The organism is Erythrobacter rubeus, assembly GCF_014705715.1.
Lineage (GTDB): Bacteria > Pseudomonadota > Alphaproteobacteria > Sphingomonadales > Sphingomonadaceae > Erythrobacter > Erythrobacter rubeus.
This window is the reverse complement of the sequence record NZ_JACXLC010000001.1, coordinates 2,495,106-2,519,284: the sequence shown is the minus strand read 5'-3', so window position 1 is coordinate 2,519,284 and position 24,179 is coordinate 2,495,106. Positions and strand designations below refer to the sequence as shown.

20 protein-coding genes are annotated in these 24,179 nt (G+C 61.5%); 8 read left to right on the top strand and 12 right to left on the bottom strand.

All coding sequences use genetic code 11. The annotated features are described in order from the left end of the window. The first annotated feature begins 85 nt into the window (after positions 1-85). Positions 86-1,489 carry an exopolysaccharide biosynthesis polyprenyl glycosylphosphotransferase gene (locus IB285_RS12360; protein ID WP_190788452.1) on the top strand — a complete coding sequence of 468 codons (1,404 nt, stop codon included), beginning with the start codon at positions 86-88 and terminating at the stop codon, positions 1,487-1,489. A 28-nt stretch (positions 1,490-1,517) separates the two neighbouring features. Here the strand turns inward: IB285_RS12360 and IB285_RS12355 are convergent, their stop codons facing one another. From IB285_RS12355 to IB285_RS12345, 3 genes are read right to left on the bottom strand one after another with little or no spacing between them, the layout of a single operon-like run. Continuing rightward, on the bottom strand, positions 1,518-2,066 hold the full coding sequence (locus IB285_RS12355; protein WP_234033147.1) for an LptA/OstA family protein: 549 nt from the start codon (positions 2,064-2,066) through the stop codon (positions 1,518-1,520). 20 nt (positions 2,067-2,086) lie between these two features. Further along, on the bottom strand, positions 2,087-2,752 hold the full coding sequence (gene lptC, locus IB285_RS12350; RefSeq protein WP_190788450.1) for an LPS export ABC transporter periplasmic protein LptC: 666 nt from the start codon (positions 2,750-2,752) through the stop codon (positions 2,087-2,089). Between the two features lie 29 nt (positions 2,753-2,781). Continuing rightward, positions 2,782-3,402: a ribonuclease D gene (locus tag IB285_RS12345; RefSeq protein ID WP_190788449.1), complete on the bottom strand. Its 621-nt coding sequence runs from the start codon at positions 3,400-3,402 to the stop codon at positions 2,782-2,784. An 84-nt stretch (positions 3,403-3,486) separates the two neighbouring features. Between IB285_RS12345 and ung the strand changes: the two genes are divergently transcribed. Then, positions 3,487-4,173, top strand: coding sequence for a uracil-DNA glycosylase (gene ung, locus IB285_RS12340; RefSeq protein WP_190788448.1), 687 nt, complete (start codon positions 3,487-3,489; stop codon positions 4,171-4,173). A 417-nt stretch (positions 4,174-4,590) separates the two neighbouring features. Here ung and IB285_RS12335 read toward each other — a convergent pair whose 3' ends face one another. The 8 genes from IB285_RS12335 to IB285_RS12300 all read right to left on the bottom strand — a co-directional run bounded on the left by IB285_RS12335 (position 4,591) and on the right by IB285_RS12300 (position 17,325). Next, positions 4,591-5,355: a class I SAM-dependent methyltransferase gene (locus tag IB285_RS12335; RefSeq protein WP_190788447.1), complete on the bottom strand. Its 765-nt coding sequence runs from the start codon at positions 5,353-5,355 to the stop codon at positions 4,591-4,593. Positions 5,356-5,424: 69 nt separating this feature from the next. After that, positions 5,425-5,892 (bottom strand): hypothetical protein, encoded by a 468-nt coding sequence (locus tag IB285_RS12330; protein WP_190788446.1) that lies wholly within the window; start codon positions 5,890-5,892, stop codon positions 5,425-5,427. Positions 5,893-6,203: 311 nt separating this feature from the next. Next, positions 6,204-6,710 carry an AAA family ATPase gene (locus IB285_RS12325; protein WP_328705911.1) on the bottom strand — a complete coding sequence of 169 codons (507 nt, stop codon included), beginning with the start codon at positions 6,708-6,710 and terminating at the stop codon, positions 6,204-6,206. Positions 6,711-6,741: 31 nt separating this feature from the next. Beyond that, positions 6,742-8,166 carry a carbohydrate porin gene (locus IB285_RS12320; protein WP_190788445.1) on the bottom strand — a complete coding sequence of 475 codons (1,425 nt, stop codon included), beginning with the start codon at positions 8,164-8,166 and terminating at the stop codon, positions 6,742-6,744. Positions 8,167-8,385: 219 nt separating this feature from the next. Next, positions 8,386-9,711 (bottom strand): carbohydrate porin, encoded by a 1,326-nt coding sequence (locus IB285_RS12315; protein ID WP_190788444.1) that lies wholly within the window; start codon positions 9,709-9,711, stop codon positions 8,386-8,388. 226 nt (positions 9,712-9,937) lie between these two features. Beyond that, positions 9,938-11,389 (bottom strand): glutamate synthase subunit beta, encoded by a 1,452-nt coding sequence (locus IB285_RS12310; protein ID WP_190788443.1) that lies wholly within the window; start codon positions 11,387-11,389, stop codon positions 9,938-9,940. After that, positions 11,389-16,029, bottom strand: a complete 4,641-nt coding sequence (gltB, locus tag IB285_RS12305) for a glutamate synthase large subunit (protein ID WP_190788442.1) — start codon at positions 16,027-16,029, stop codon at positions 11,389-11,391. Before gltB ends, IB285_RS12310 begins: the two co-directional genes overlap by 1 nt. A gap of 225 nt (positions 16,030-16,254) precedes the next feature. Beyond that, positions 16,255-17,325, bottom strand: a complete 1,071-nt coding sequence (locus tag IB285_RS12300; protein ID WP_190788441.1) for a hypothetical protein — start codon at positions 17,323-17,325, stop codon at positions 16,255-16,257. A gap of 312 nt (positions 17,326-17,637) precedes the next feature. Between IB285_RS12300 and IB285_RS12295 the strand changes: the two genes are divergently transcribed. The 6 genes from IB285_RS12295 to IB285_RS12270 all read left to right on the top strand — a co-directional run bounded on the left by IB285_RS12295 (position 17,638) and on the right by IB285_RS12270 (position 22,804). Further along, the gene (locus IB285_RS12295; RefSeq protein WP_190788440.1) at positions 17,638-18,087 is read left to right on the top strand and encodes a MaoC family dehydratase; all 450 of its coding nucleotides are present in this window, start codon (positions 17,638-17,640) and stop codon (positions 18,085-18,087) included. Positions 18,088-18,196: 109 nt separating this feature from the next. Continuing rightward, positions 18,197-19,378: an acetyl-CoA C-acyltransferase gene (locus IB285_RS12290; protein ID WP_190788439.1), complete on the top strand. Its 1,182-nt coding sequence runs from the start codon at positions 18,197-18,199 to the stop codon at positions 19,376-19,378. A gap of 47 nt (positions 19,379-19,425) precedes the next feature. Continuing rightward, positions 19,426-20,376 carry a DUF5996 family protein gene (locus IB285_RS12285; protein ID WP_190788438.1) on the top strand — a complete coding sequence of 317 codons (951 nt, stop codon included), beginning with the start codon at positions 19,426-19,428 and terminating at the stop codon, positions 20,374-20,376. 230 nt (positions 20,377-20,606) lie between these two features. Further along, positions 20,607-21,248, top strand: coding sequence for a serine hydrolase domain-containing protein (locus IB285_RS12280; RefSeq protein ID WP_190788437.1), 642 nt, complete (start codon positions 20,607-20,609; stop codon positions 21,246-21,248). Continuing rightward, positions 21,212-21,661, top strand: coding sequence for a serine hydrolase (locus tag IB285_RS12275; protein ID WP_190788436.1), 450 nt, complete (start codon positions 21,212-21,214; stop codon positions 21,659-21,661). The genes IB285_RS12280 and IB285_RS12275 overlap by 37 nt, the downstream gene beginning before the upstream one ends. 171 nt (positions 21,662-21,832) lie before the next feature. Next, the gene (locus IB285_RS12270; RefSeq protein WP_190788435.1) at positions 21,833-22,804 is read left to right on the top strand and encodes an alpha/beta hydrolase; all 972 of its coding nucleotides are present in this window, start codon (positions 21,833-21,835) and stop codon (positions 22,802-22,804) included. On the opposite strand, the gene IB285_RS12265 is transcribed toward IB285_RS12270, so the two are convergent. Continuing rightward, positions 22,805-24,040, bottom strand: coding sequence for a polyhydroxyalkanoate depolymerase (locus IB285_RS12265; RefSeq protein ID WP_190788434.1), 1,236 nt, complete (start codon positions 24,038-24,040; stop codon positions 22,805-22,807). Positions 24,041-24,179 lie beyond the last annotated feature (139 nt).

Below are 24,179 nucleotides of genomic sequence, written 5' to 3'. Positions count from 1 at the left end.
ATTGCGGTCGCCATTGGCGTGGTTTTCTGCGTAAACGTGGGATCAGGGAAAACACGTAATAAGTGTTTGTCGGGATACGCGCCGCATGAACAAGATCACCGGTCCGCTCTTAAAGACCGAAAAGATCGACGAGATCGAGACGAAAGTCGTCCCGTCGCTCGAGAAAAGGCGCGTCCACAGTTATATTGCAATGATGGCCTTGGATGCCGCCATCGTGCATCTTGCTTTCGTGACCGCTGCTTTCGTTTACGACGGGTTCTGGTGGCAGAACCAGTCGCTGATCGCGGCGCAAACGATTTTGCCGCTCTATTTCACGATTGCGCTATACAACAGATCCTATGGTGCGCGGGCGCTCGCCGACTGGATCTATGCCGCACGGCAGGCGGTGACCTCGCTGTTCATGTCGGCAGCGCTCGTCAGTTTCGTCGCTTTCTACACCAAGTCTTCGGCCCAGTTTTCGCGTGTTGGCGTTACACTGGGTCTGTTGTTTACCGCGATTGCGTTGGTTGCATCGCGGTGGCTGATCATCCGCCTGATCGATCATTTCTGGCAGGGAAAGACCCGCAATTTCCTGATCATTCAGGATGAGGGGCCGGAGTTTGCACTGGCCACGGCCGATGTGATCTCGGCCAGGCAATACGATATCGACCCCGCCGCAGACGATCCTCATGTGCTGGACCGGCTCGGTAAACTGCTCCGCAACAGGGACAAGGTTATCGTAAGCTGTTCGCCGGAGCGGCGGAACCAATGGGCTTTCCGATTGAAGTCGTTCGGCGTTCACTGCGAGATAGTGAGCGAGCCGGCGCGCGAACTTGGGGCGCTGGGTGTCCAGCGGTACGAGAACCCGGACCGAACGACCCTGGTTGTGTCGACTGGCCCCTTGAGCCTGCGCGGACGGGCCATGAAACGCGCCTTCGACGTGTTTGCAGCATCTTGCGGGCTCATTCTGCTTTCCCCGCTTCTGCTTGCAGTCGCTATTGCCATCAAGGTGACAGATGGCGGGCCAGTATTGTTCTTTCAGGAACGCACTGGGCGCGGCAATCAGTTCTTCAGGCTGCTCAAATTCCGCTCGATGCGAATGGACGGGCTCGATGCAAGCGGGGTTCGATCTACGGCGAGGCACGACGACCGTGTGACGCCCATCGGGGCATTCATCCGGCGCACGAGCATCGATGAGATCCCGCAGCTGATCAACGTCCTGCGCGGCGAGATGTCAATCGTCGGCCCTCGCCCGCATGCTGCCGCCAGCCAAGCGGAGAAGCGGTATTTCTGGCAGATCCACGAGCTCTATTGGCAGCGGCACTGCCTGAAGCCAGGCCTAACCGGGCTCGCGCAGGTGCGGGGGCACCGCGGCGCGACCGAGCAGACAAAGGACCTGACCGATCGGGTGCAATCGGATCTGGAGTACATCGCCGGGTGGTCGCTCATGCGCGATTTCCGGATCATTCTGAAAACCTTGCGCGTGCTCACGCACGACAAAGCCTACTGATCGCGGCGAAAGCCGCTTTCGGCTTCGGCTAGTCTTGCGGTACCGAGAACGAGCCGGTCACTCTTCCTTCCGAACTTCCGGGCGAACCGGCCGTGCCCGAGGCCCTTCCATCCACGCTCGACACGCCGCTTTGCAGGTCGATCGTAAGGCGTCCACCGTTGAGCGTGTCGGTCCCGCGCCGCAGGCTCACATCGCCCGCCATCGTGATGATGCGCCGATTGAAATCGTAGATCGCCACATCGCCCGTCGCGCTCTCGTTTCCGCGCGTGACCCGCACGCCGCCGGTTGCCGTGATCCGCTGGATGTCGAGCGAGCCGTCATCCGTGAAGTTCACCAGCATCCGGTTGGATCGCACCGTCAGCCCCGCCTGCGTCACGATGACGCCTCCCGACAGAGTCACGCGGTTCTGGCGGTCCTGCAGTTCTATCGAACCTGCATCGTAAGTGACCGGCGCATTGGTGTTGTGCGATGCGATGCCCTGCGCCTGCAGCCCGATACCGCCCGCTACCGCCAGTGTCAGGGCAAACCCGCCCGCCATCCAGCCAAAGGCGATGCTGCCGAGAGGCTTTGTTGTCATCACGGTTTTCTTCATCGCTGTCATGGAATCCTCAATTCGCCGGGGATCATCTGCAACCGCGCATTTCCATCGAGTGTAATCGTGCGTTCTTCAAGATCGGCGCGCATCGTGTCGGCGGAGAAGCTTCCCGCCGGGACCGCGCCTTCGACGCCGTCATCGCCGCGCATCGTGCGCTCTTCGAGGTCGACCGAAACGCCGCGAGCCACCATCGAATAGCCATCGGCAGCCTTCAGGACCACCGCGCCGCTGATGTCGACGATCTCCTCATTGATGTCGTAGACACCGCCGGGCGCGCTGATGCGGGCCGGACCATCGGAGAGCAGCATTTGCGCGATCAGCTCATCCATGCGGACCAGTCCTTCGACGCTGGATCGCTGGACGGCCTCGCCTGCGCTGATCGAGAACGGCCGACCTTCATCGTCACGGCCGCGATACATCGCATTGTCGACGCTCAGTCGCTCATTGATCACGGCGACCTTGTTGCGGTCGAGCAGGAAGCTGACTTCGCCGCGCGGGCTCAGCGGCGTGATCACCATCAGCGCGGCTAGCACCCCTACTCCGACGGGCAGGGCGCGGGCGAGGAACCCGATCAGCTTGTCATGCGAGCCGCCCGGCGCGGCAAAGCGCTGCCGCTTGCTGCGCAGCTCCTTCGCTTGGCTGGTTTCGATGCGGCGCTTGATGACCATGACGGGACGGAGTGGACTTTCGCAGGCGATCAGGAGTGGTTGAAGATGTCGTGCTCGGCCCAGCCGGCAATGTCGAGTTCGGCGCGTGTCGGGAGGAAGTCGAAACACGCCTGCGCAATATGCATGCGCCCTTCGCGTTCGAGCCGTGTCTTCAGCTCATCACGCAAGCGGTGGAGGAAGCGCACATCGGATGCGGCATAGTCGCGCTGCGCATCGTTCAGTACCGGCCCGCCCCAGTCGGAGCTTTGCTGCTGCTTCGAAATGCTTTCACCCAGCAGTTCGTCGGTGAGGTTTTTAAGCCCGTGCCGGTCGGTGTAGGTCCGCACCAGCTTGCTCGCGATCTTGGTGCAGAACACCGGCGCTGCCATCACGCCGAGATAGTACGAGATCGCGGCGAGATCGAACCGCGCGTAATGGTACAGCTTCGTGCGGCTCGTATCGGCAAGCAGCGCGGTGAGGTTCGGCGCTTCGTACTCGCTTCCCGGGGAGAAGCGCACGAGGTGCTCATCGCCGGTCCCGTCGCTGATCTGGACGACGCAGAGCCGGTCGCGGTGAGTGATGAGGCCCATGGTCTCGGTGTCTACGGCGAGCGCGGCGGTTCCTTGAAGGACGCCTTCGGGCAGGTCTTCTTCGTGAAAGTGTACGGCCATATGCCTCTGCCCTACGCCACATGGGGATAGAGGGAAAGGGGCGAGTGGCGCGCCGCGCCCCCGCCGGTCTATGCTGCGACCCGCATGGCCCAGGACGACATCCCCGAAAGCTGGCGCCCGGCGCTTGAGCCGGCGCTGCAGACTACCGAAGCGCGCAAGCTTGGAGGCTGGCTGCGTGCCCAGGAGGATGCCGGGAAGACCGTGTTTCCGCCGCGCGGGGAGCGCCTGACCGCGCTGGCGCTGACCCCTCTGGAGGACGTACGCGTCGTCATCCTCGGGCAGGATCCCTATCACGGGCCGGGACAGGCGCACGGGCTGGCATTCTCGGTCAAGGACGGGGTGAAGATCCCGCCATCTCTTCGCAACATCTACAAGGAACTGGAGAGCGATCTCGGCATCGCGCAGCCCGCGAGCGGCAACCTGTCGCGCTGGGCGGAGCAGGGCGTGCTGCTGCTCAACAACACGCTGACGGTCGAGGCGGCGCAGGCGGGCAGCCATGCCGGGCGCGGCTGGGACGCGATCACCGATGCCGCAGTCAGGGCTGTGGCCGAACGCGGCGAGCCGACCGTATTCATCCTGTGGGGCAGCCACGCGCGCAAGAAGGCAGGGCGCGTGGCCGCGTTGGGATCGGCGAGCCATCACCTTGTCCTCACCAGCCCGCACCCCAGCCCGCTTTCGGCGCATTCCGGCTTCTTCGGATCGCGTCCTTTCAGCCAGGCGAACGCCTTTCTGGAGGCGCATGGTCGCGGCGCGATCGACTGGTCGCTGTAGCGAGCTTGCAGCGCAGGCGCGGACAATGTGCGCGTGGAGATATGGACCGCGCATCCCATACCTTTGGAAAAAACCGTCCGACCCCTCGCGCGCCCGGAAAAGCGCGGTTTTGGCCCGATCGGGCGGTGCGAAAGTGTCAGTTTCCATGATCGCAGTGTGACTTTCCAAATCCGTGTGCGCGGCACATGCCCGCCCGCTCATTCAGGCAGCGCGGAAAGGCGCGATCACCTTGCCCTGCGCGCACCGCTGTAGGAAAGTGCCGATAGGGAGCGACGCCGATGGCCGAAGACGATGCCAGAGCCGCCTTGCGCGCACGGGTGGCCGAGCTGGCCGAGAAGGGCCGCGTTTCGGGGGTCTGGTTCTGGGGTGAAAGCGGAAGTTACTGCTAGTAAAATGTCCCGCTCATATAGCCATGCCTCAAATGGAAGGCACTTGCGCCATTATCACGGGCTGATGTGCACCGGTTTCATCCGGCGAGAGTTTTCTGACGTCTATGAAACCGATCAGCATCAGGATCTTGCAAACTTCCTCGATAGTCACGGCGCGATAGCGGCTCACGAAATGTGAGTTGGACCAGCCGGAGGCGGTTTCTCTGCAGATGTGAAGGTGTAGCTCGTATCGTCGATCATCAAGCCAATCCCAGACTTGAAACACAATGCGCTTCTCATTCTCCAAATGATGAATGCGCGGCGGAGTAAAACTAGGCTTATCCTGAAGAAGTGGCGCGTAGTCCCTTACGCTGAGCGCCAATTTACCTCCGGGCTTCAAGCAACGCTTCATTGCGCTGAGCGCATTGGCTATCTCTTCATCCGAGGCGAGATGAGGTATCGCGTTGTCCATGCATAAAATTACATCATATTGTCTGTGACCAACTTCAGACAACGAGCGCATGTCATCCACCCATAGGTCAATTTCTAGTTTGCGCTGCTCAGCTTCGCGCTTTGCGCGCTCAATTGCGCCTTGGGAGATATCGCACCCATCAACAGTGTAGCCCATACTCGCCAAGCCCAAGACTTGGGAGCCGATGCCGCATGCGCAATCGAGTATTTGGCCAACGGCATCAGGCGGCCCAATCAGATTGGCGACGCAATTGCTTTGGGTGTAAATCCAACGCTCCCAGTCCTCGAAGATCAGATGGTACTGAGAAGATAGCTCATCATAAAAGGATTGGACTTCGTTCATTCTTCGCCTCTTGTGCTGCACAGCCCAAGCCCGACCACCGCTTTTTCCATTGCCAAAGCGCGGCAAGATTTATGGTTGAGGTGCTCGCCGAAGCAACACAATCCGGACAACACCGGAACCGAAGGCGACGATAAGCAAGGGTACGTTTATCCAGCTGCCGCGCTCAGGGTCAAGCAAGCGAGATACATGCGCCATACAAAACAGGAACCAGAGGTACCAACTGCATACGGTCGGCATCATTCGTGATGCACTCGCAATTCTCTTTCGGATCAAATCTGTAGCTATCCAGCCAAGCGCTACGAGCCCGGCCACTAGTGTCCCGAGTGCTGGCGTAAGCTCAGGAGGCTCCCCCAGAACAATGAAATATGCCACCACACAGATCATGTGCACGATGTGCGCCAGAACAAAGCTTCCCCATACTAGGGAATAGTGATTGCGCCCGAATTTGATCGTCTCAGCAACGAATGCGAACGCAAAAAGGACCAGGGAAATGCGCGCAGTGATGCGCGTTGCGACAGCAACAGTTTCAAACTCCATGGATGATCCCTTCATCCTTCCGGTAAGTTGCGCAGCCTCGGTGTACCCAGCATGCTCAAGCTAAGCCCTAGTGCTTTGTCTTCATAAGGGCCAGATGGAGCCGATTTGGTATCGCCTTGCCCCCGCATGTTCGCTACTCACCACAAATTTCAGACATTAGACGCCAATTGTCAGACGACCGCTTTCGGACACTGGTCCGGCAACTTGCAATGACCGGGATTAGGGTCGCAAGCAGACGCCTGTCGTTTTGAAACTCGTCGATAAGCATATCAGGCACTGATCCGAACGTGCGAGCATTTAGTTGGACGCTTTCACCCGCCCTGTTTGCCCAACACCGAAAGCACGAAATCGGTGCGCTGCTCGGGCGGAACTTTGGGCACTTCCACATGGGCAATGCCAAGCTGTTCGAGATCACGCTTGAGCGTGGCTGCCTCTTCGAGCGCGGCTTCGATCGGGAGCTGCCGATCTTCGGTCTTTTCGTAAATCTCAGGCCATGGCGGAACGTAAAACACTGGCTCCGAATAGGGGAAGGGCTGCGGCAGAAGCTCTTTCAGGTCCACCCTCCGGCGCGAAGCGAGGCCGGACAGGGCATCGAAGACACCGCGGTCGAAGAAGGTGAGATTTTCGCTTTCACGTGCCGCTTCCAGATCACTTTGGGCAAGCTCGAGCGCGGCGGTGATAAAGCCATCGAGATTGTCCCACGGCTTTGGCCCGTCCGCGCGGATCACTCGCAAACCCGGCTCCTCGATCACCGTATGGCCGCGCCGGGCAAGCACTCCGAGCAGCGTCGTCTTGCCTCCGCTCGAAAAGCCGGTGATGAGGATATTCCTTGCGATTATGCCCCTCGCCTCAAAACCTCGTCGAGAGCCGCATGCCGAGCAACACGCCGGTATCGTCGCTGCCGATGGCGCCGTTTACCACCTGCGCGTTGGCGGTCAATTCGAAGCGCTCTGCAAAGCCCAGCGTATAGAACACTTCCACGCCCTCCTCGTCTTCCAGATCGAGGAACAGCGCGACGTCATCGACCAGCTCGTCCGTCAGTGAATAGCGGAAATAGGCCACCCCGAAACGGTCCTGCGGGCGGAAGCGGGGGTTGCCCGCAATCCCGAAATATCCGCTCCAGTCGAGGAAAGTCGGATCGCCATCGGACAGCTGGAACCGCGCCAGCAGACCCCACCCCTTGCCCGGCGCCTCGGGATAGACCGAGAGGAATTGATAGGCCGAAAGCGAAACCGCGAGCTCGTCTTCCGCATCGCCGAACTGGCCGTTCGGGAGCAAGGGGAGGGGCAGCAACTCCTCGTTCGGGGCCGAGCGGGTCGATCCTGCAAGACCGATCGAATAGAAGCCGGGCTTGTTACCGATCCGGGTGATCTTGGTCGCGGCGGCAAGGAAGGCGACACCGTCTTCGAACGCGGTTTCGAAACCGGTCCGCTCGAACTGCGAATCCGGGTCGAACACCCAGGCCCTGAAAACCCAGCCATTCTTGGTCGGAACGGTCAGGTGAGCCCCGATCATGGTGTTCGGAATGATCGCGGTCGGCGGAAGCGCAACGCCGAGGTTCTGGAAACCCGAATGCCCGTCGCTTCCCACGATGGGCAAGGCCCCGGCAATCGGCAATGTGTTGATCTTCCCGATTTGTAGACTGACGCCGGAGCTCCACTGTTTCCTGAGATGGATCGAGACGTCGAAATCGCCCTTTCCAGCGGGGCGGAACAGGGCGGTGTTGGTGGGGATGACGCCGATCTCGCCGTTCGAGTCCTCGCCCCAGGTGAATTCCGGCTGGATGTTGAGCGTGAAACTGTCGTCGAGCCCGAATAGGCTGCCCCCGATATCGACATAGGCGTCGGCCCGCCCGCTGTAGCGAACGATATCCGGCGCATCGCCCGCCACCGGGATATCGACGAATTGCGAGACCACGAACTTCGCTCTGAAGGAATCGGTCATCGCGTCGGGCATGGGTCCGCCGACGGGCATGGCGACGACATTGAGCATCGGTGCCGATGGACTGCTTGCTGCCTGCGAGACGGGGGATGCAGAGGTCGTCGCAGAAGCGAGCGAGAGCGACGGGCCCATCTGGTATTCGGCATCGGAGAGCAGATCATCGGGCGGGAGCGCGAACGAGCCATGCTCCACGCTCGCCTCATTTGTGTCTTCGCCGGCGAGCGCAGGGGCCGCGTATACCAGCGAAGCGGCTGCGAGCAGCGACCAGCGAGCGAAATTGCGAGATGCGCACGGGCGATCAGCCCCGCAATGAGGTGAAGCAATGGCTGCCATTATCCTGTCCCGTCCTGTCGGCGACGGAACGCGATTCCATCACCTTCTGTATGATTTTCAGTTATTTGCAGTCATTGGCTGCGGACTGCGCCGATAAGGCTAACAGATTGCGGGAGGGAGATTTTTCGAATTCGCGTGCGAATTTCTCTAAAACGATGCTGACCGGCAATTTATTGGTGTGGGGATGCAATCTTGGCGCTTGATTTGGGTGAAGCGCGGTCAGAATCCCGTCGTCAGACGCATGCCGACCAGCACCCCGGTATCGCGCGCGGCGATGGCGCTGTCGATGATCTGAGCGTTTGCGGTCAGCTCGAATGTGTCCGCAACGCCGAGTGTGTAGAACAACTCGACGCCCTCTTCGTCCTCCAGCCCGATGCGCGGGGCGAGGACATCGACCAGCTCATCGGTGAGCGAATAGCGGAAATAGCCGGCGCCGAAGCGGTCCTGCGGGCGGCCGCGCGGATTGCCGGATATGCCGAAGAAACCGCTCTGATCGAGGAAAGTCGGATCGCCGAGCGAGGTGTAGACTTGGCCGAAAAAGCCCCAGCCCTTGCCCGGCGCTTCGGGATAGACTTGCAGGAACTGGTACGCGGCTAGGATGGCTGCAAATTCTCCGCGGGTGTCGCCGAAAGTCGTGCCGGGCGGCGGGATCAGGACGGAAGGCAGATTGTCGGCGGAAATATCGTCGCGCGTCGATCCGCTGAGTTTCAGCGCATAGAACCCGGGCGCGCCGCCGATCTTCACCGGGACGGTGATCGAACCGAGGAAGCCGACCCCGCTCTCGAACGCGGTCTCGAAACCGGTGCGCTCGAATTGCGAATCCGGATCGAACACCCACAGCCGGAACAGCGCATCGTCGGTCGGCACGGTCAGCAGCGCGCCGGTGATGGTGTTCGGAATGATGGCCGATGGCGGCAGGGCAAAGCTGAGGTTCTGGAAACCGTAATGTCCGTCGCTGCCGACCACCGGAAGCTGTCCGCCCAGATCGAGCACGTTGACCTTGCCCACGGTCAGGTTCGTGCCGGAGCTCCATTGTTTGGAGAGGCTGACCGAGACATCGAAATCGCCTGCACCCTCACCGCGGAACAGCGCGGTGTTGCTCGGGATCAGGCCGATCACTCCGTTCGAATCTTCACCCCAGGTAAATTCCGGTCGGATGGTCAGCGTGAAGCTGTCGTCCAGTCCGAAGGCCCGCCCCTTCACATCGATATAGGCATCGGCCCGGCCCGCATATCGCAGCGTGTCTTCGGCATCGCCCGCGACAGGAATGTCCACGAATTGCGACGCGACGAAGCGCGCGTCGATCAGCTTTGGCGTCTCGGGCAGTTTCGCCGGAGCCTCCGTCACAATCGGGGCGGGTGTGTCGCCCTGCACAGGCTCCTGATGAGCAAAGACCTCGTCGAAAGCATCGGCAATGTGGATTTCGCCATCTTCGGCGCTGGCATAAGCGGGCGCCGTGCAGGCAAGCGCCAGCGAGCCCGCTCCAGCAAGACGCGCCGCGCGCAGAAACGATCTGCGAAATGTTGGTGAATGTGCGACCGTCATGTCCCCGCCCTGACAAGCGGTTGCGATCCAGCCCCCGCCACTTACTACAACATCCTGTCGTTGTTCTCGCCCATTCCGCGCCAGGAGGCGGGACGTCGGCGCTTTCAAGATGCGCGAGGTATATTCGGGCATCCACGCCCGGCAGGATTGTATTCACGCGACATTTGATGCGGAATAGTGCGATTCCGGTAACCCGGCACTAACCCTGTCGGCTTGAGTGAGCGGATCAGCGCGGCAATTCCGTCACGCCCATCAGCGCTTCATCGACGCTGCGCGCGCATTGACGGCCTTCGCGGATGGCCCAGACGACGAGGCTCTGCCCACGCCGCATATCGCCGCAGGCGAACACGTTCTCGGCGCTGGTGGCGTAGCGATCGGTATCGGCCTTCACATTGCCGCGTCCATCCAGTTCCACGCCCGATTGTTCGAGAAGACCGGCTTTCTTAGGACCGACAAAGCCCATGGCGAGCAGGATGAGATCGGCGGGAAGAGTAAATTCGTTGCCTTCTATCTCGCGCATTTCGTGCTTGCCGTCTTTACCGGAGACCCATTCGACCCGCACGCATTCTAGCCCGGTGACTTTCTCGCCGTCTCCGACGACGCGTTTGGTCAGAACCGCCCAATCTCGCTCGACGCCCTCTTCGTGGCTGGAGGAAGTGCGCAGCTTCAGCGGCCAGTCGGGCCAGGTCAGCGCCTTGTTTTCCTTTTCCGGAGGCTTCGGCATGATTTCGAGCTGCGTGACGCTTTTTGCCCCTTGCCGGTTCGACGTGCCAACACAGTCGCTTCCGGTATCGCCGCCGCCGATGACGACCACGTCCTTCCCGGTTGCGAGCAGGCTGCCGCGCGGGGCGGCGCGCACTTCGTCATCGCCGGCATTGCGCTTGTTCTGCTGGGTGAGGAATTCCATCGCGAGCCGAACGCCCGGCATCTCGGCGCCCGGGATCGAAAGCGCGCGGGCATCTTCCGACCCGCCGGAAAGCACGACCGCGTCGAAATTCTCCTCGAGGCTCTTGAACGAGACATCGACGCCGACCTCCTTGGAGGTTTTGAACGTCACGCCTTCGGCTTCCATCTGGACACAGCGCCGGTTGATCAGGTGCTTTTCCATCTTGAAGTCGGGAATGCCGTAGCGAAGCAGGCCGCCGACACGGTCGCTCTTTTCGAACACGGTGACGCTGTGCCCCGCGCGCGCGAGTTGCTGTGCGCAGGCGAGCCCAGCCGGGCCGGAGCCAACCACCGCGACCGATTTGCCGGTCTTTTTCTCCGGCAATTGCGGCGTAACCCAGCCTTCGTCCCATCCGCGGTCGATGATCGCGCATTCGATGCTTTTGATCGTCACCGGCTGGTCGACGATATTTAGCGTGCAGCTTGCCTCGCACGGGGCGGGGCAGATGCGGCCGGTGAACTCGGGGAAGTTGTTGGTCGAATGCAGCAGGTCGAGCGCGTTCTTCCAATCGTCTTCGTAAACGAGGTGATTCCAGTCCGGGATCAGGTTGTTCACCGGGCAGCCATTGTGACAATACGGAATGCCGCAATCCATGCAGCGCGAAGCCTGCCCGGCCAGCGTCGCGTTATCGGGCTGAACCACGAATTCGCGGTAATTGCTCAGGCGTTCCTTGGGATCGAGATAGTCGCGCTCGCGCCGATCCAGTTCCAGAAATCCGGTGTCCTTGCCCATTATTCGGCGGCCTCCATTTCGGCATCGCGTCGCTCGGCTTCAAGCGCCTCGAGCGCATTCTTGTAATCGCGGGGCATGACCTTCACGAACTTGCCCAATGCACTGTCCCAATCGCCGAGCAGCTTGCCAGCGACGGCGCTGCCGGTGTGCAGCTGGTGCCGCTCGACGAGGATGCGCAAGCGCTCGGCATCGTGGCGCAGCATGTCGCCCATGCCGAAATCATGGACCGAGCGCGGACGCTGTGCCGGGCGGCCTGTACCCTCTTCGCTATCCGCATCGCTTGATACCGGCACGAGATCGACCTGCGCGTGGTTCACCAACTCGCTGAAAGCGCCATCGGGATCGTAGACATAGGCGACCCCGCCGCTCATCCCGGCAGCGAAATTGCGGCCCGTTTTGCCCAGCACGACCACCACGCCGCCGGTCATGTACTCGCAGGCATGATCGCCAGCGCCTTCGACCACGGCGATCGCGCCCGAATTGCGCACAGCGAACCGCTCGCCCGCGACGCCATTGAAGAAAGCCTCGCCTGCAATTGCGCCGTAAAGCACGGTGTTTCCGACGATGATATTGCTGTCCGATTGGCGCGGCGCGCCTTCGGGTTGGCGAACGATGATGCGCCCGCCCGACAGTCCTTTGCCGACATAGTCGTTCGCATCGCCCGACAGATCGAGCGTGACGCCGTGGGCGAGCCATGCGCCGAAGCTCTGCCCTGCAACACCGGTCAGGTTGATGCGAATGGTATCGACAGGCAGCCCTTCATGACCGTGCGCCTTGGCGATCTCGCCTGACAGCATCGCGCCGACCGTGCGGTTCACATTGCGCACCTCGTAATCGAGCTGGACCGGCTTGGCCGCTTCGATCGCGTCCCTCGCATCCGCGATCAGCGCATTGTCCAGCGCAGCGCCGAGACCATGATCCTGCGTTTCGGTGTTGTGGAGCGGCGCGCCCTCTTCGACCGTCGGCACATGAAGCAGGCGCGACAGGTTGATCCCGCGTGCTTTCCAGTGACGGTGCATGCGTGTCATGTCGAGCCTGTCGACCCGGCCGACCATTTCCTCAACCGTGCGGAAGCCCATTTCAGCCATGATCGCCCGCAGTTCTTCGGCGACGAAGAAGAAGTAATTGATCACGTGCTCGGGCGTGCCGGTGAAGCGCTTGCGCAGTTCCGGATCCTGTGTGGCGACGCCGACAGGGCAGGTGTTGAGGTGGCACTTGCGCATCATGATGCAGCCAGCGGCGATCAGAGGCGCGGTCGCGAAACCGAACTCGTCCGCGCCAAGCAATGCGCCGATGGCGACATCGCGCCCGGTGCGCAGTCCGCCATCGACCTGCACTGCGATGCGGCTGCGCAGATCGTTGAGCAGCAGCGTCTGCTGCGTTTCGGCGAGGCCGATCTCCCACGGACTGCCAGCATGGGTGAGGCTGGTGAGCGGCGATGCACCGGTGCCGCCGTCATAGCCCGAAATGGTGACATGGTCGGCGCGCGCCTTGGAGACGCCCGCAGCGACCGTGCCGACACCGACTTCGGACACCAGCTTCACCGAAATGCGCGCATCGTTGTTCACGTTCTTGAGGTCGTGGATCAGCTGCGCGAGGTCTTCGATCGAATAGATATCGTGGTGCGGCGGCGGCGAGATCAGGCCGACGCCCGGCGTCGAGTGGCGGACCGCGCCGATCCGCTTGTCGACCTTGTGCCCAGGCAGCTGGCCGCCTTCGCCGGGCTTTGCACCCTGCGCCATCTTGATCTGGATGTCGTCGGAATTGACGAGATATTCGGTGGTCACGCCAAAGCGGCCCGAGGCCACCTGCTTGATCCGGCTGCGCATCGAATCGCCATTTTCGAGTGGCGTAAAGCGGAACGGTTCCTCCCCGCCCTCGCCGGTGTTGGAGCGGCCGCCGATGCGGTTCATCGCGAGCGCCATCGTCGAATGCGCTTCGTGGCTGATCGAGCCAAGGCTCATCGCGCCGGTGGCGAACCGCTTGACGATCTCGCTCGCCGGTTCGACCTCGTCGATCGGGATCGGTTCCTCGGCAAGCTTGAATTCGAGCAATCCGCGAATGGTGAGCAGGCGTTCGCTCTGCTCGTTCACCGATTTTGCAAATTCCTCGTAATTGCTCGCATCGTTGCCGCGCACCGCGTGCTGCAATTGCGCGACATTGGCCGGCGTCCACGCGTGCTCTTCGCCGCGCAGGCGGTACTGGTAGATGCCGCCGACATCGAGCATGCCCTTGTAAAGCGGGTTGTCGCCATACGCCTGCGCGTGGCGGCGCACGCTTTCCTCTGCGACCTGCTCCAGTCCGACGCCTTCGATCGTCGTCGCGGTGCCGGTGAAGTATTTCTCGATGAACTGGCTGGACAGGCCGACCGCGTCGAAAATCTGCGCACCGCAATAGGATTGGTAGGTTGAGATGCCCATCTTGGACATGACTTTGCGGATGCCCTTGCCGATGGCTTTGATGTAATTCTGTTCGACATCCTCGCTGGGCGTGTCTGCATGTTTGCGCGCGCGGATATCTTCGAGCGTTTCGAACGCGACATACGGGTTTATCGCCTCTGCGCCGTAGCCTGCGAGCACGCAGAAATGGTGCACTTCACGCGGCTCGCCGCTCTCGACGATGAGGCCGGTCTGCATCCTCAGACCCTGGCGGACGAGGTGGTGGTGAACCGCAGCCGTCGCCAGCAGCGCGGGCATCGGCACGCGGTTTTCATCCTGCGCACGGTCGGACAGGACGAGGATGTTGTGATCCTGCAGCACCGCTTCGGTCGCGGCCCAGCACATTTCCTTCAACGCCAGCTCGATGCCCTCGACACCTTGCGAAGCATCCCAGGTCGTGTCGATTGTCTCGCATCGGAACGCACCATCGACCACCGCCTCGACCGAGCGGATCTTCGCCAGGTCCTGATTGGTGAGGATCGGCTGCTTCACCTCGAGCCGTTTGTGCGTGCCCGCGTCATGGCCGAGCAGGTTCGGGCGCGGGCCGATCATCGACAGCAGGCTCATCACCAGCTCTTCGCGGATCGGATCGATCGGCGGGTTGGTGACCTGCGCGAAGTTCTGTTTGAAATAATCGTAGAGCAGCCGCGCGCGGTCGGACAGGACGGCGATCGGCGTGTCGGTGCCCATCGACCCGATCGGATCGTCGCCCTTCACCGCCATCGGTTCGAGGAAGCGCGAAATATCTTCCTGCGTGTATCCGAACGCCTGCTGGCGCTGCAGCAGGGTGGTGTGCTCTTCGGGAAGCTCGGACAGCTCGGGCTCGATATCGTGAATGTCTTCGAGCCGCACCTGCGCCTGTTCGAGCCACTTTGCGAATGGCTCGGACGTCGCAAGGTCTGCTTTCAGCTCATCGTCTTCGATGATGCGCCCCTGTTCGAGGTCGATCAGCAGCATCTTGCCCGGCTGGAGACGCCATTTGCGCACGATGTCCTCTTCGGCAAACGGCAGCACGCCGCTTTCCGAGGCGAGGCAGACGATATCGTCTTTGGTCACGCAGAAGCGCGCGGGGCGCAGGCCGTTGCGGTCCAGCGTCGCACCGATCTGGCGGCCATCGGTAAAGCACACCGCCGCCGGACCATCCCATGGCTCCATCAGGGCGGCGTGATATTCGTAAAAAGCGCGCCGTTCCGGGTCCATCAGCTCGTTGCCGTTCCAAGCTTCCGGAATCAGCATCATCATCGCATGGGCGAGGCTATATCCGCCTGCGATCAGCAGTTCGAGCGCGTTGTCGAGACAGGCAGTGTCGGATTGGCCGTGCGGGATGATCGGCCACATCTTGTCGAGGTCCGGACCCAGCAGATCGCTTTCCATGGTCCGGCGGCGGGCATTCATCCAGTTCACATTGCCGCGCACTGTGTTGATCTCACCATTGTGCGCGATGAAGCGGAACGGGTGGGCCAGCCGCCAGCTGGGGAAGGTGTTGGTCGAGAAGCGCTGGTGGACAAGGCCGAAAGCCGAAACGCATTCGGGATCGCTCAGATCGTCGTAGAAGCTTCCCACCTGCGTGGCGAGCAGCAGCCCCTTGTAAACGATGGTCCGGCTCGAAAAGCTCGGCAGATAGGTTTCGGTAAGGCCCGGCAGGCTGTGCTTTTCGGCAAGTTTGGCCAGCGGGTTCAGCGTCTGCTTGCGGATCGCGAGCAGCTTGCGCTCGAATGCGTCCTGATCGGCGCAGTCTTCGCCGCGCGTCAGGATCGCCTGCTGGATGACCGGCATCGACGCGATGACTGCATCGCCGAGCCCATCGAGCGTAGTCGGAACCTCACGCCAACCCAGCACCGGCTGGCCTTCTTTTGCGGCGAGCGTTTCAAAGCGTTCGGTTACGAATGCGCGCGCGGCATCGTCCTGCGGCAGGAAGCACATCGCGACCGCGTAATCGCCGGGCTGCGGCAGATCGATGTCGTGCTCGTCCGCCCAACGGCGGATCAGCGCATCGGGGATCTGCATCAGCAGCCCCGCACCGTCACCCAGAAGCGGATCGGCACCCACCGCGCCGCGGTGATCGAGCTTTTCCAGGATTTCGAGCGACTGCTCGACGATGCCATGGCTGCGCGCACCCTTGATATGGGCGACCATGCCTACTCCGCAGGCGTCATGTTCGTTGGCGGGGTCGTAAAGACCCTGGGAATTGGGCGATCCCATGGCGAGGTTCCGTTCTGTCTGATGCCTTAGCCCGGGTCCGCCGAGGGGGTCCATCGCGCAGGCAGAATGTCGAGCGCACCGGGCAGCGAGCCCGGACCGCGCTTCGTTCGCCCTTCTATTGCCGATGGATTTGCTCTTTTGCAACCGCGAAAAGTGAAGTTTTATTTCGCAGTGCCAAGCTAAGTCTATGCGTTTAATACGCAGATCGAGCGGGCCAGTCGCCGATCAGGCCGCTCCGCGCAGTTCCTGCAGCTTGGCGAGCGCGGTGCGCAATTCAAGTGCGCTGTCCTGCAAGCCTCCCGTTTCTGCCGAGACCATGGCGGTCCGGCCCCCGGAAAGCACCGTGAGCGCTTTCAGGGCCTCGGCTAGCGCTTCCTCGCGGCGATTCGGTGCAGTGCGAGCGCCCGTTTGCTGACGCTCATGAAGCGCGGCGGCGACACGTTCCACCATCTGGATCAGGCTGAGGTCATCGGTTGCTATACCGCGCAACTTCGAGATTGCGGCTTGAGGGCCGACACGGGCAGGTTCTTTGACAGCGACCCGCTCTGCTTCGGCGCTTTCGTTCACCGCCACAGGATCAGGTTCGGCCAGTGAGGATTCTTCCTCTGCCGCTTCTTCGACGACCGCTGGAGGAGGTTCGGCGACCGAGGGTTCTTCCTCCGCCTCCTCCTGCACCCAAACGGCATTGCGGCCCGGCAGTTCGGCAAATTCAGCGAGGCTCATCTCTCGGGGCGCTTCACGGGCTTCAAGATGGTCGACCGTGTTCTCGGTATCCTCGAAGTGTTCGCCCGCAGGCTCCGGGGCATTGGCGAGCAGCTCCGCTGGTTCCAACACTGCCGGTTCATCGAGTTCAAATCCGCTGCCTTCCGGCTCGATCGCCATGTGGTCTTCGAGAGCGAGTGGCTCGTCCAGCGCCGCGCTGCCCAGTTCGGACATCGGGTCGATGGGCTCGACTTGAGCGTTGAATGGCTGAACGCTGGCGGGATTCGGCTGTTGCGCAATCTGGCGCTTCACCGCGGCGGCGAACCCTGCTGCGAGAATAGCTCCCACGCAGGCTGCGAGCGCGGCGATGGCTAGGGGCGGCAGGCTTTGCAAGGCGCCGAGGCCGATATCGGCAACAGATTGCATAAGCAGCCCGCTCGGCACGACAAGCACGCTCAACGCCGAAACCAGAGCGCCCCAGACCGCCAGCATCGGCACGAACGCTGCGTGCGAAGCAACGGTTTGCTTTTCGCGCCTCTGCCACGCACCGTCCGATCCGGCGCGGCCTGCTGATACTCGTTGGAAAATACCCATTATGCCCCTGCTGCGTCCACGCCTGCTCTAACGCAGCTTGGTAAAGGCTTGGATAACGATGAATCGGTGCTGCGAAGCGCGATTCGCATCGTACTGCGTCAGCTTGGTCATGGGCGCGCGACGCCGCGTTCATCGCGTCGCCGGCCAGATTCCCATTTCGGTACCGAGCGATGCCGTAACGGCAGCGTCTCCGCCCGACCTGACGCATTGCATCAACCCGTCTCGCCTGCCATGTAACGCCCCATCTAACGCTTACGTAAACAGCCATCCGCTCCCAATGCGGCGCGGCGCACAAGAAACGAGGAGAGCTCAATGACCCCGCAAGAATTGGCCGAAAAGACCGGCGAAAATATCGGCACTAGCGAATGGGTCGAAATGAGCCAGGAGCGCATCAACCAGTTCGCCGATGCGACGGGCGATCACCAGTTCATCCACGTCAACGAAGAAGCCGCCAAGATGACGCCGTTCGGCGGCACGATCGCGCACGGCTTTCTCACCCTGTCCATGATGCCGTATCTCGGCGCGAACAGTGACACGCCCAAGATCGACGGCGTGAAGATGGGCGTGAATTATGGCGGTAACAAATGCCGCTTCATCGCGCCGGTCCGCGCGGGCAAGCGCATTCGCGGCCACTGGAAACTGCTCGAAATGGTCGAGAAGCGCCCCGGCCAGTGGCAGCAGACCTCCGAAGTCACGATGGAGATCGAAGGCGAGGACAAGCCTGCCCTGATCTGCGAATGGATCACGATGTATTTTGTGTGATCGCCACGGCTTTTGTCTGATCCTGCGCGGCTGACTTCGCAGCGCCGCAATTTACACTTATCGTCGCCGAAAATCCGGCGCCCCCGACACTGATTGAAAGGTATTTCTGATGTCACGCGATGCAGTCATCGTTTCCACCGCCCGCACACCTATCGGCCGAGCCTACAAAGGCGGCTTCAACGCCACTCCCGGCGCGACGCTTGGCGCGCTTTCGTTCAAACCCGCGGTCGAGCGGGCCGGTATCGATGCCGGAGAGATCGACGACGTGGTGTGGGGCGCGGTGCTGACCCAGGGCACGCAGGCGGGCAATATCGGCCGCCAGGTCGCGCTGCGCGGCGGTGCACCGGTGACGGTCGCTGCACAGACGATTGACCGCCAATGCTCGTCGGGCCTGATGGCAATCGCAACGGCTGCCAAGCAGATCGTGGTCGACAACATGGATATCGTCGTCGGCGGCGGTCAGGACTCGATCTCGATGGTCCAGACGCCGGAAATGCGCGTCGCGCCCGATCCCTCGCTAATTGCGATGCACAAGGACGTCTACATGCCGATGCTCGGCACCGCAGAGACGGTGGCCGCGCGTTACAACATCAGCCGCGAAGCGCAGGACGAATACGCGCTGCAATCGCAGATGCGCACGGCTGCCGGGCAGGAAGCAGGCAAGTTCGACGATGAGATCGTGCCTGTCACCACCACGATGATGGTGAAGGACAAGGAAACTGGCGAAGTCAGCCAGCAGGAAGTCACCATCACCAAGGACGAGGGCAACCGCCCTTCGACCACGCTCGAAGGTCTGCAGTCGCTCAACCCTGTGATGGGCCCGGACAAGGTCATCACCGCCGGTAACGCCTCGCAGCTGTCGGATGGTTCTTCGGCGAGTGTCCTGATGGAAGCGAAGGTCGCCGAGCAGAAAGGCCTCCAGCCGCTCGGTCGCTATGTCGGCATGGCGGTCGCGGGCACCGAGCCTGACGAAATGGGCATCGGCCCGGTCTTCGCGATCCCGAAACTGCTGAAGCAGACCGGCCTGAAGATGGACGATATCGGCCTGTGGGAACTCAACGAAGCGTTCGCCGTGCAGGTGCTTTACTGCCGCGACAAGCTCGGCATCGATAACGACATTCTCAACGTCAATGGCGGCTCGATTTCGATCGGCCACCCCTATGGCATGACCGGCGCGCGCTGCACCGGCCACGCGCTGATCGAAGGCAAGCGCCGCGGCGCGAAGTACGTCGTCGTCACCATGTGCGTCGGCGGCGGCATGGGCGCAGCGGGCCTGTTCGAGGTGTTTTGATCGTGAGATGACGGAGCGGATGGCCCGGCATCCGTAAGAGGACAGATATGACAGACAGGCGTTGGCCACGGCTCGATTACGCCGCCGACAAGGCGGTGATCGAGACGTGCCACGCTTATCTGCAGGTCATCGGCAAGCTGCCCACCCGTGCCCGCGTCTGGTGCAATCACGGCTGGCACGTGGCGCTGCGCGTCGTCCCTCGCGGTTTTCGAACATATCCCGTTGTCGCCGGTGAGCGCGATGCGGAATTGCTGTTCGATTGCATCGCGGGCGAAGTGGTTCTGGAAACCTCCGATGGATTCCGCTCGGCAATGCCCATTGCCGGCCAGACCGTCGCCGCATTCCTGGACGAGCTGCAAGCGCTCCTTTCACAAGGGGGTATCTCGACCGATATCTCCGGCGCTCCCAACGAAGTCGAAACCGCTGTTCCTTTTGCGAAGGACGAGCGCGTCCGGCGCTGGGATCCGAATGCAATTCGCCGTATCCATGCCGCCTTCCGCAGCGCGAACCGTGTCTTCGAGCATTTCCGCAGCGGGTTCGTAGGCAAGTCCAGCCCGAGCCACCTGTTCTGGGGCAGCTTCGATCTCGCCGTGACGCGCTTTTCGGGTCGCGAGGCGCCGCTTCATCCGGGCGGGTTTCCGAACCTTCCCGACCGTGTCACTCGCGAGGCTTACAGCCACGAAGTCGCCAGCGCAGGATTCTGGCTCGGCGGAGGAGGAGTGGAAGAGGCCGCCTTCTACGCCTACGGCTACCCGTCGCCCGATGGGCTCGCCGATGCCGAGCTGACGACGCTGCATGCCTATTGGCACGGCGACCTGGGCGAATTCATCCTCCCCTATGCGAGCCTGCTGGAAACCGACGATCCGGATGCGATGCTGCTCGGCTTCCTCAAGGAGACATATTCAGCGATCGCTACGGCGGCTGGATGGGACAGGGCAAAGCTGGAGATCCCGATCGGGGACTTCGGCGAACCCTATGATGTCGCCGGGCGCCGATAAGAATCATGACGGCTCGATACTTGCGGGCTCTCCCCGCGGCCTGACTATCGGGCGCTTTGGTGACCAGGCTTGGAGAGAGGCAAGCGTCGCGGCGCGAACTCAGCCATCGTCCACACAATTGGCGCCGCCGAAACAATCCTGCGTCGGCCATACTTCGCAAGGGGCTGATTTGACATAGAACCTCAGCAACACTAGCCATTGACTACAAGTGTAATCGCAGGAGAGTGAGTTTGAGGATTTTGTACGCAGCGGCGGTTGCGCTGCTCGGAAGTTGTCCCGCGGTGCACGCGCAGAGCGATGCGCCGCCGTCTCAGCCGAGCGCCGACGCGCTGCCGACGCTCGAGCGAATTCCAGAACTGATGGAAACATTCGAAGTTTCCGGTCTTGCTCTGACCGTGGTTCAAGACGACCGGATCTTGATCGCAAATGGCTATGGCGAAACCGAAGGCGGTGAGGCGTTCACGTCATCGACCTCATGCGGATTGTTCTCCGCGACCAAGGTCTTAGCCTCTCTAACTTATTCGAAGCTGCATCATGAAGGCCAACTCGATCTGAATGCGCCCCTCGGCGCGTATATCGAAGATGCGCCCTCTGCTTGGGAGAACATTCCTTTTTTCCGGCTGCTTAACCACACCTCAGGTATACCGATGGTCGTCAACAGAGAGGATTTTGGGACTTTTGCAGCCGATTCCTCTTCCACCAATCGTGACATCTACCGAAAAGTTCGCGATGAGCCGCTCGACTATGAGCCCGGCGAATTCTCGCGTTATCGCCAATCGGGCTACGCCATTGCCGAAATGATTCTTCTCGATCGCTTCGGGCAGGATTTTCGGATATGGTCGGCGATTACGTGGCTGGGCCCGCCGGGCTGACCGAGACGGCACATCCGGGCGCGCGCAATGCAGACCAAGCTGCGTTTCTCCTTAGCGCTGGCGGTTATCAAACCACCGCCGACGATATGGGTAAGCTGTTCGTGGCGCTCAACAAGCACGCCGTCATCGATCCCACCGTCTGGCAATCGATGTTGACCGACGAGCGTTATCGCGTGGACCATTATAGCCTCGGAAGCGTCATCGAGACCGAGAACGACATCTTGACAGTCGGCCATAGCGGCGGGGGAGCGCGCGCGAACATTCGCTATGCTCCCGATGAGCGGGTAGGCGTGATGGTATGCACGGATGATCGCAGCAACAATTCACTGGCAATCCACCTGGCAAGAATGCTCATATACGAAGCGATTTCCGGCGAAGTAGCCCCATTGCCGTCGCAAGCTCGGTCGAAATAACGCGGTACATCTGGGTAACAGGGGCTCAATCCAAGTGTGCGATCCCCACGAAATAGGAACGGTGCTGTTTTCGAGCGAAGCGCTCGACCAACGACCGCTTCGTTCGACGAACAGGCACACCTAAAAAGCTGGCCGACTACAATCGGCAGGGTCTTTTCTTTAGGGGAATCAATGATTCGCACGTTTCTGGCGCCCGTCGCCGCGCTCGCCGCTGTCACCGGAATGCTCGCGCCGCAGACAGCCTCCGCCAACCCGCAGCTGGCTTATACGCCCGGTGCCCGCGCCAATATGGAGGTGCTGGAGACGCGCCGGGTCCAGTCCGACCGCTTCGAATACGAGCATGCCGTCACCATCGCGCTGCCGGCGACTTACGCGGTGAAGCCCGATGCCCGGTATCCTGTCCTGTGGGTGCTCGACGATCCACTGATGACGCGCAGCGCCATCGCTGCGGTCGACCTACTGGTGGCGGGCAACATGATGCCCGAGGTGATCGTGATCGGCGTCGGCAGCCCGAGCGAGGATGGCCTTGCCGGTGTAGGCCGCAGGGTCATCGAATTCTCGCCGCCCGGTGAAGGTTTCGCGGCACCCGGTCTCAACCGCGAAGCGGTGCGTTCGGTCGCGCCTTTCCCGCCCTATCCTCATCGCGCCGAGGATTTCCTCGCTTTCCTTGCCGACGAACTGCGCCCGGAGCTTGCGGCGGAATTCCGCTTTGCCGATGACCATATCCTGCACGGCCATTCGCTCGGCGGACTGTTCGCGGGCTACGCGCTCTTCACCCGGCCAGATCTGTTCGATCGCATGATCATTGGATCGCCCGCAATGGCGAATGTGGGCGATGCCGTGTTCAAGCTTGAAGAGGTTTTTTCGCAGGAGAATGACGCGCTGCCGGTCGAGATTTTTGTTGGCGCGGGCGGCGAGGAAGGGAACGAATGGTTCCTGAACGCAGGCGGCATTCTGACAGGCACGGCGCGTTTTATCGAAACGCTCAATCTGCGCGGCTATGAAGGGCTATCGGTCACGAGCCGGTTCTACGATGGCGAGGACCATTACACGGTCGCGCCGCGCATCATCAGCGATGCGCTTCGAAGCTTCTATCGCGAGGAAGCCGCGGCCACCGGATCGACGTGGCCGCAGAAACCCTGATCAGGAATGCGCTGCGACGAACTCCTCGACCACCGGCGCGACCTTTGTGCGCCAGCGGCTGCCGTTGAAGATGCCGTAATGCCCTGCGCCTTCGGCCATGTAGTACCGCTTCTTGCTTTCCTTGAGCCCTGTCGCGAGCTTTAGCGCGGCGCGTGTCTGGCCGAGGCCGGAAATATCGTCGCGCTCGCCTTCGATTGCGAGCAGCGCAGTGTCGGTGATCTGCGTCAGGTCAACGATCTCTCCCTTGTGGCGAAATTCGCCATTGGGGATCGAGTGTTTCTGGAACACCTCTTCGACCGTCTGGAGATAGAATTCCGCCGTCATGTCGCACACGGCGCGGTATTCGTCGTAGAAATCCTTGGTCGCTTGCGCGCTGTCCTGATCGCCGGCGGTGAGGTGTTTGTACATCTCGTAATGGCTCATCATGTGGCTGCGCAGGTTCATGCTCATGAACGCCGACAGCTGCATCCAGCCGGGATAGACCTTACGCCCCGCGCCGCGATATTTCATTGGCACAGTCGCGATCACCGAATTGCGAAACCATTCGATCGGACGGTTCATCGCGTGGTCGTTGACCGAGGTTGGGCATTCGCGGGTGTCGATCGGGCCGCCCATCATGGTGAGCGTCGCCGGAGCCGCGGGTGATTTGTGCTGGTTGAGCAGCGCGGTCGCGGCAAAGGCGGGGACCGATGGCTGGCATACGGCGAGCATATGCGGGCGTTGGCCGGGCTCCTGCGCCTCGATATACTCAAGGAATTCCATCAAGTAATCGATGTAAGTGTCGAGGTCGAAATCCCCTTCGTGCAGCGGCACCGTCTTCGCGTCGGCCCAGTCGGTGATGTAGACCTCATACTGTTCCAGCATCCGCCTGACAGTGCCGCGCAGCAGGGTCGCATAGTGGCCGCTCATCGGGGCGACGATCAGCATTTTCGGCCGGTTGTCGCTCACACCGTCGAGGCGGAAGCGCTTGAGATCGCCGAACGGGCGGTTGACGACGGTCGCCTCGATCACCGGATAGACTTGACCGCTGGTTTCCACTTCGGTGATGCCGAAGGCTGGTTTACCGTAATCCGCGGTTGCGTGGGCGAACACGTCGAGCGCGCTGGCCGTCAGAGGCAGCGAGCCCATCTTGCCGAACGGATTGGCCGGGTTGGTCAGGATCGACGAACTGATCGACGCCCACGAGCTGACGCTGTTCATCCAGCTGCGCTGTATTTCATAGGCGTGGTAAAGCATTCTGGGCCCCTTTCGGCTCGAACCGCACATGCTGCGGTGAGCTGTAATACGCCTTCGAAGAGGCGTGCGTTACATGACAGATGGGCCTTTTGCCCGTATTGTGCAACGCACAACGGAGCTGCTGGGGCCATTAAGCGGG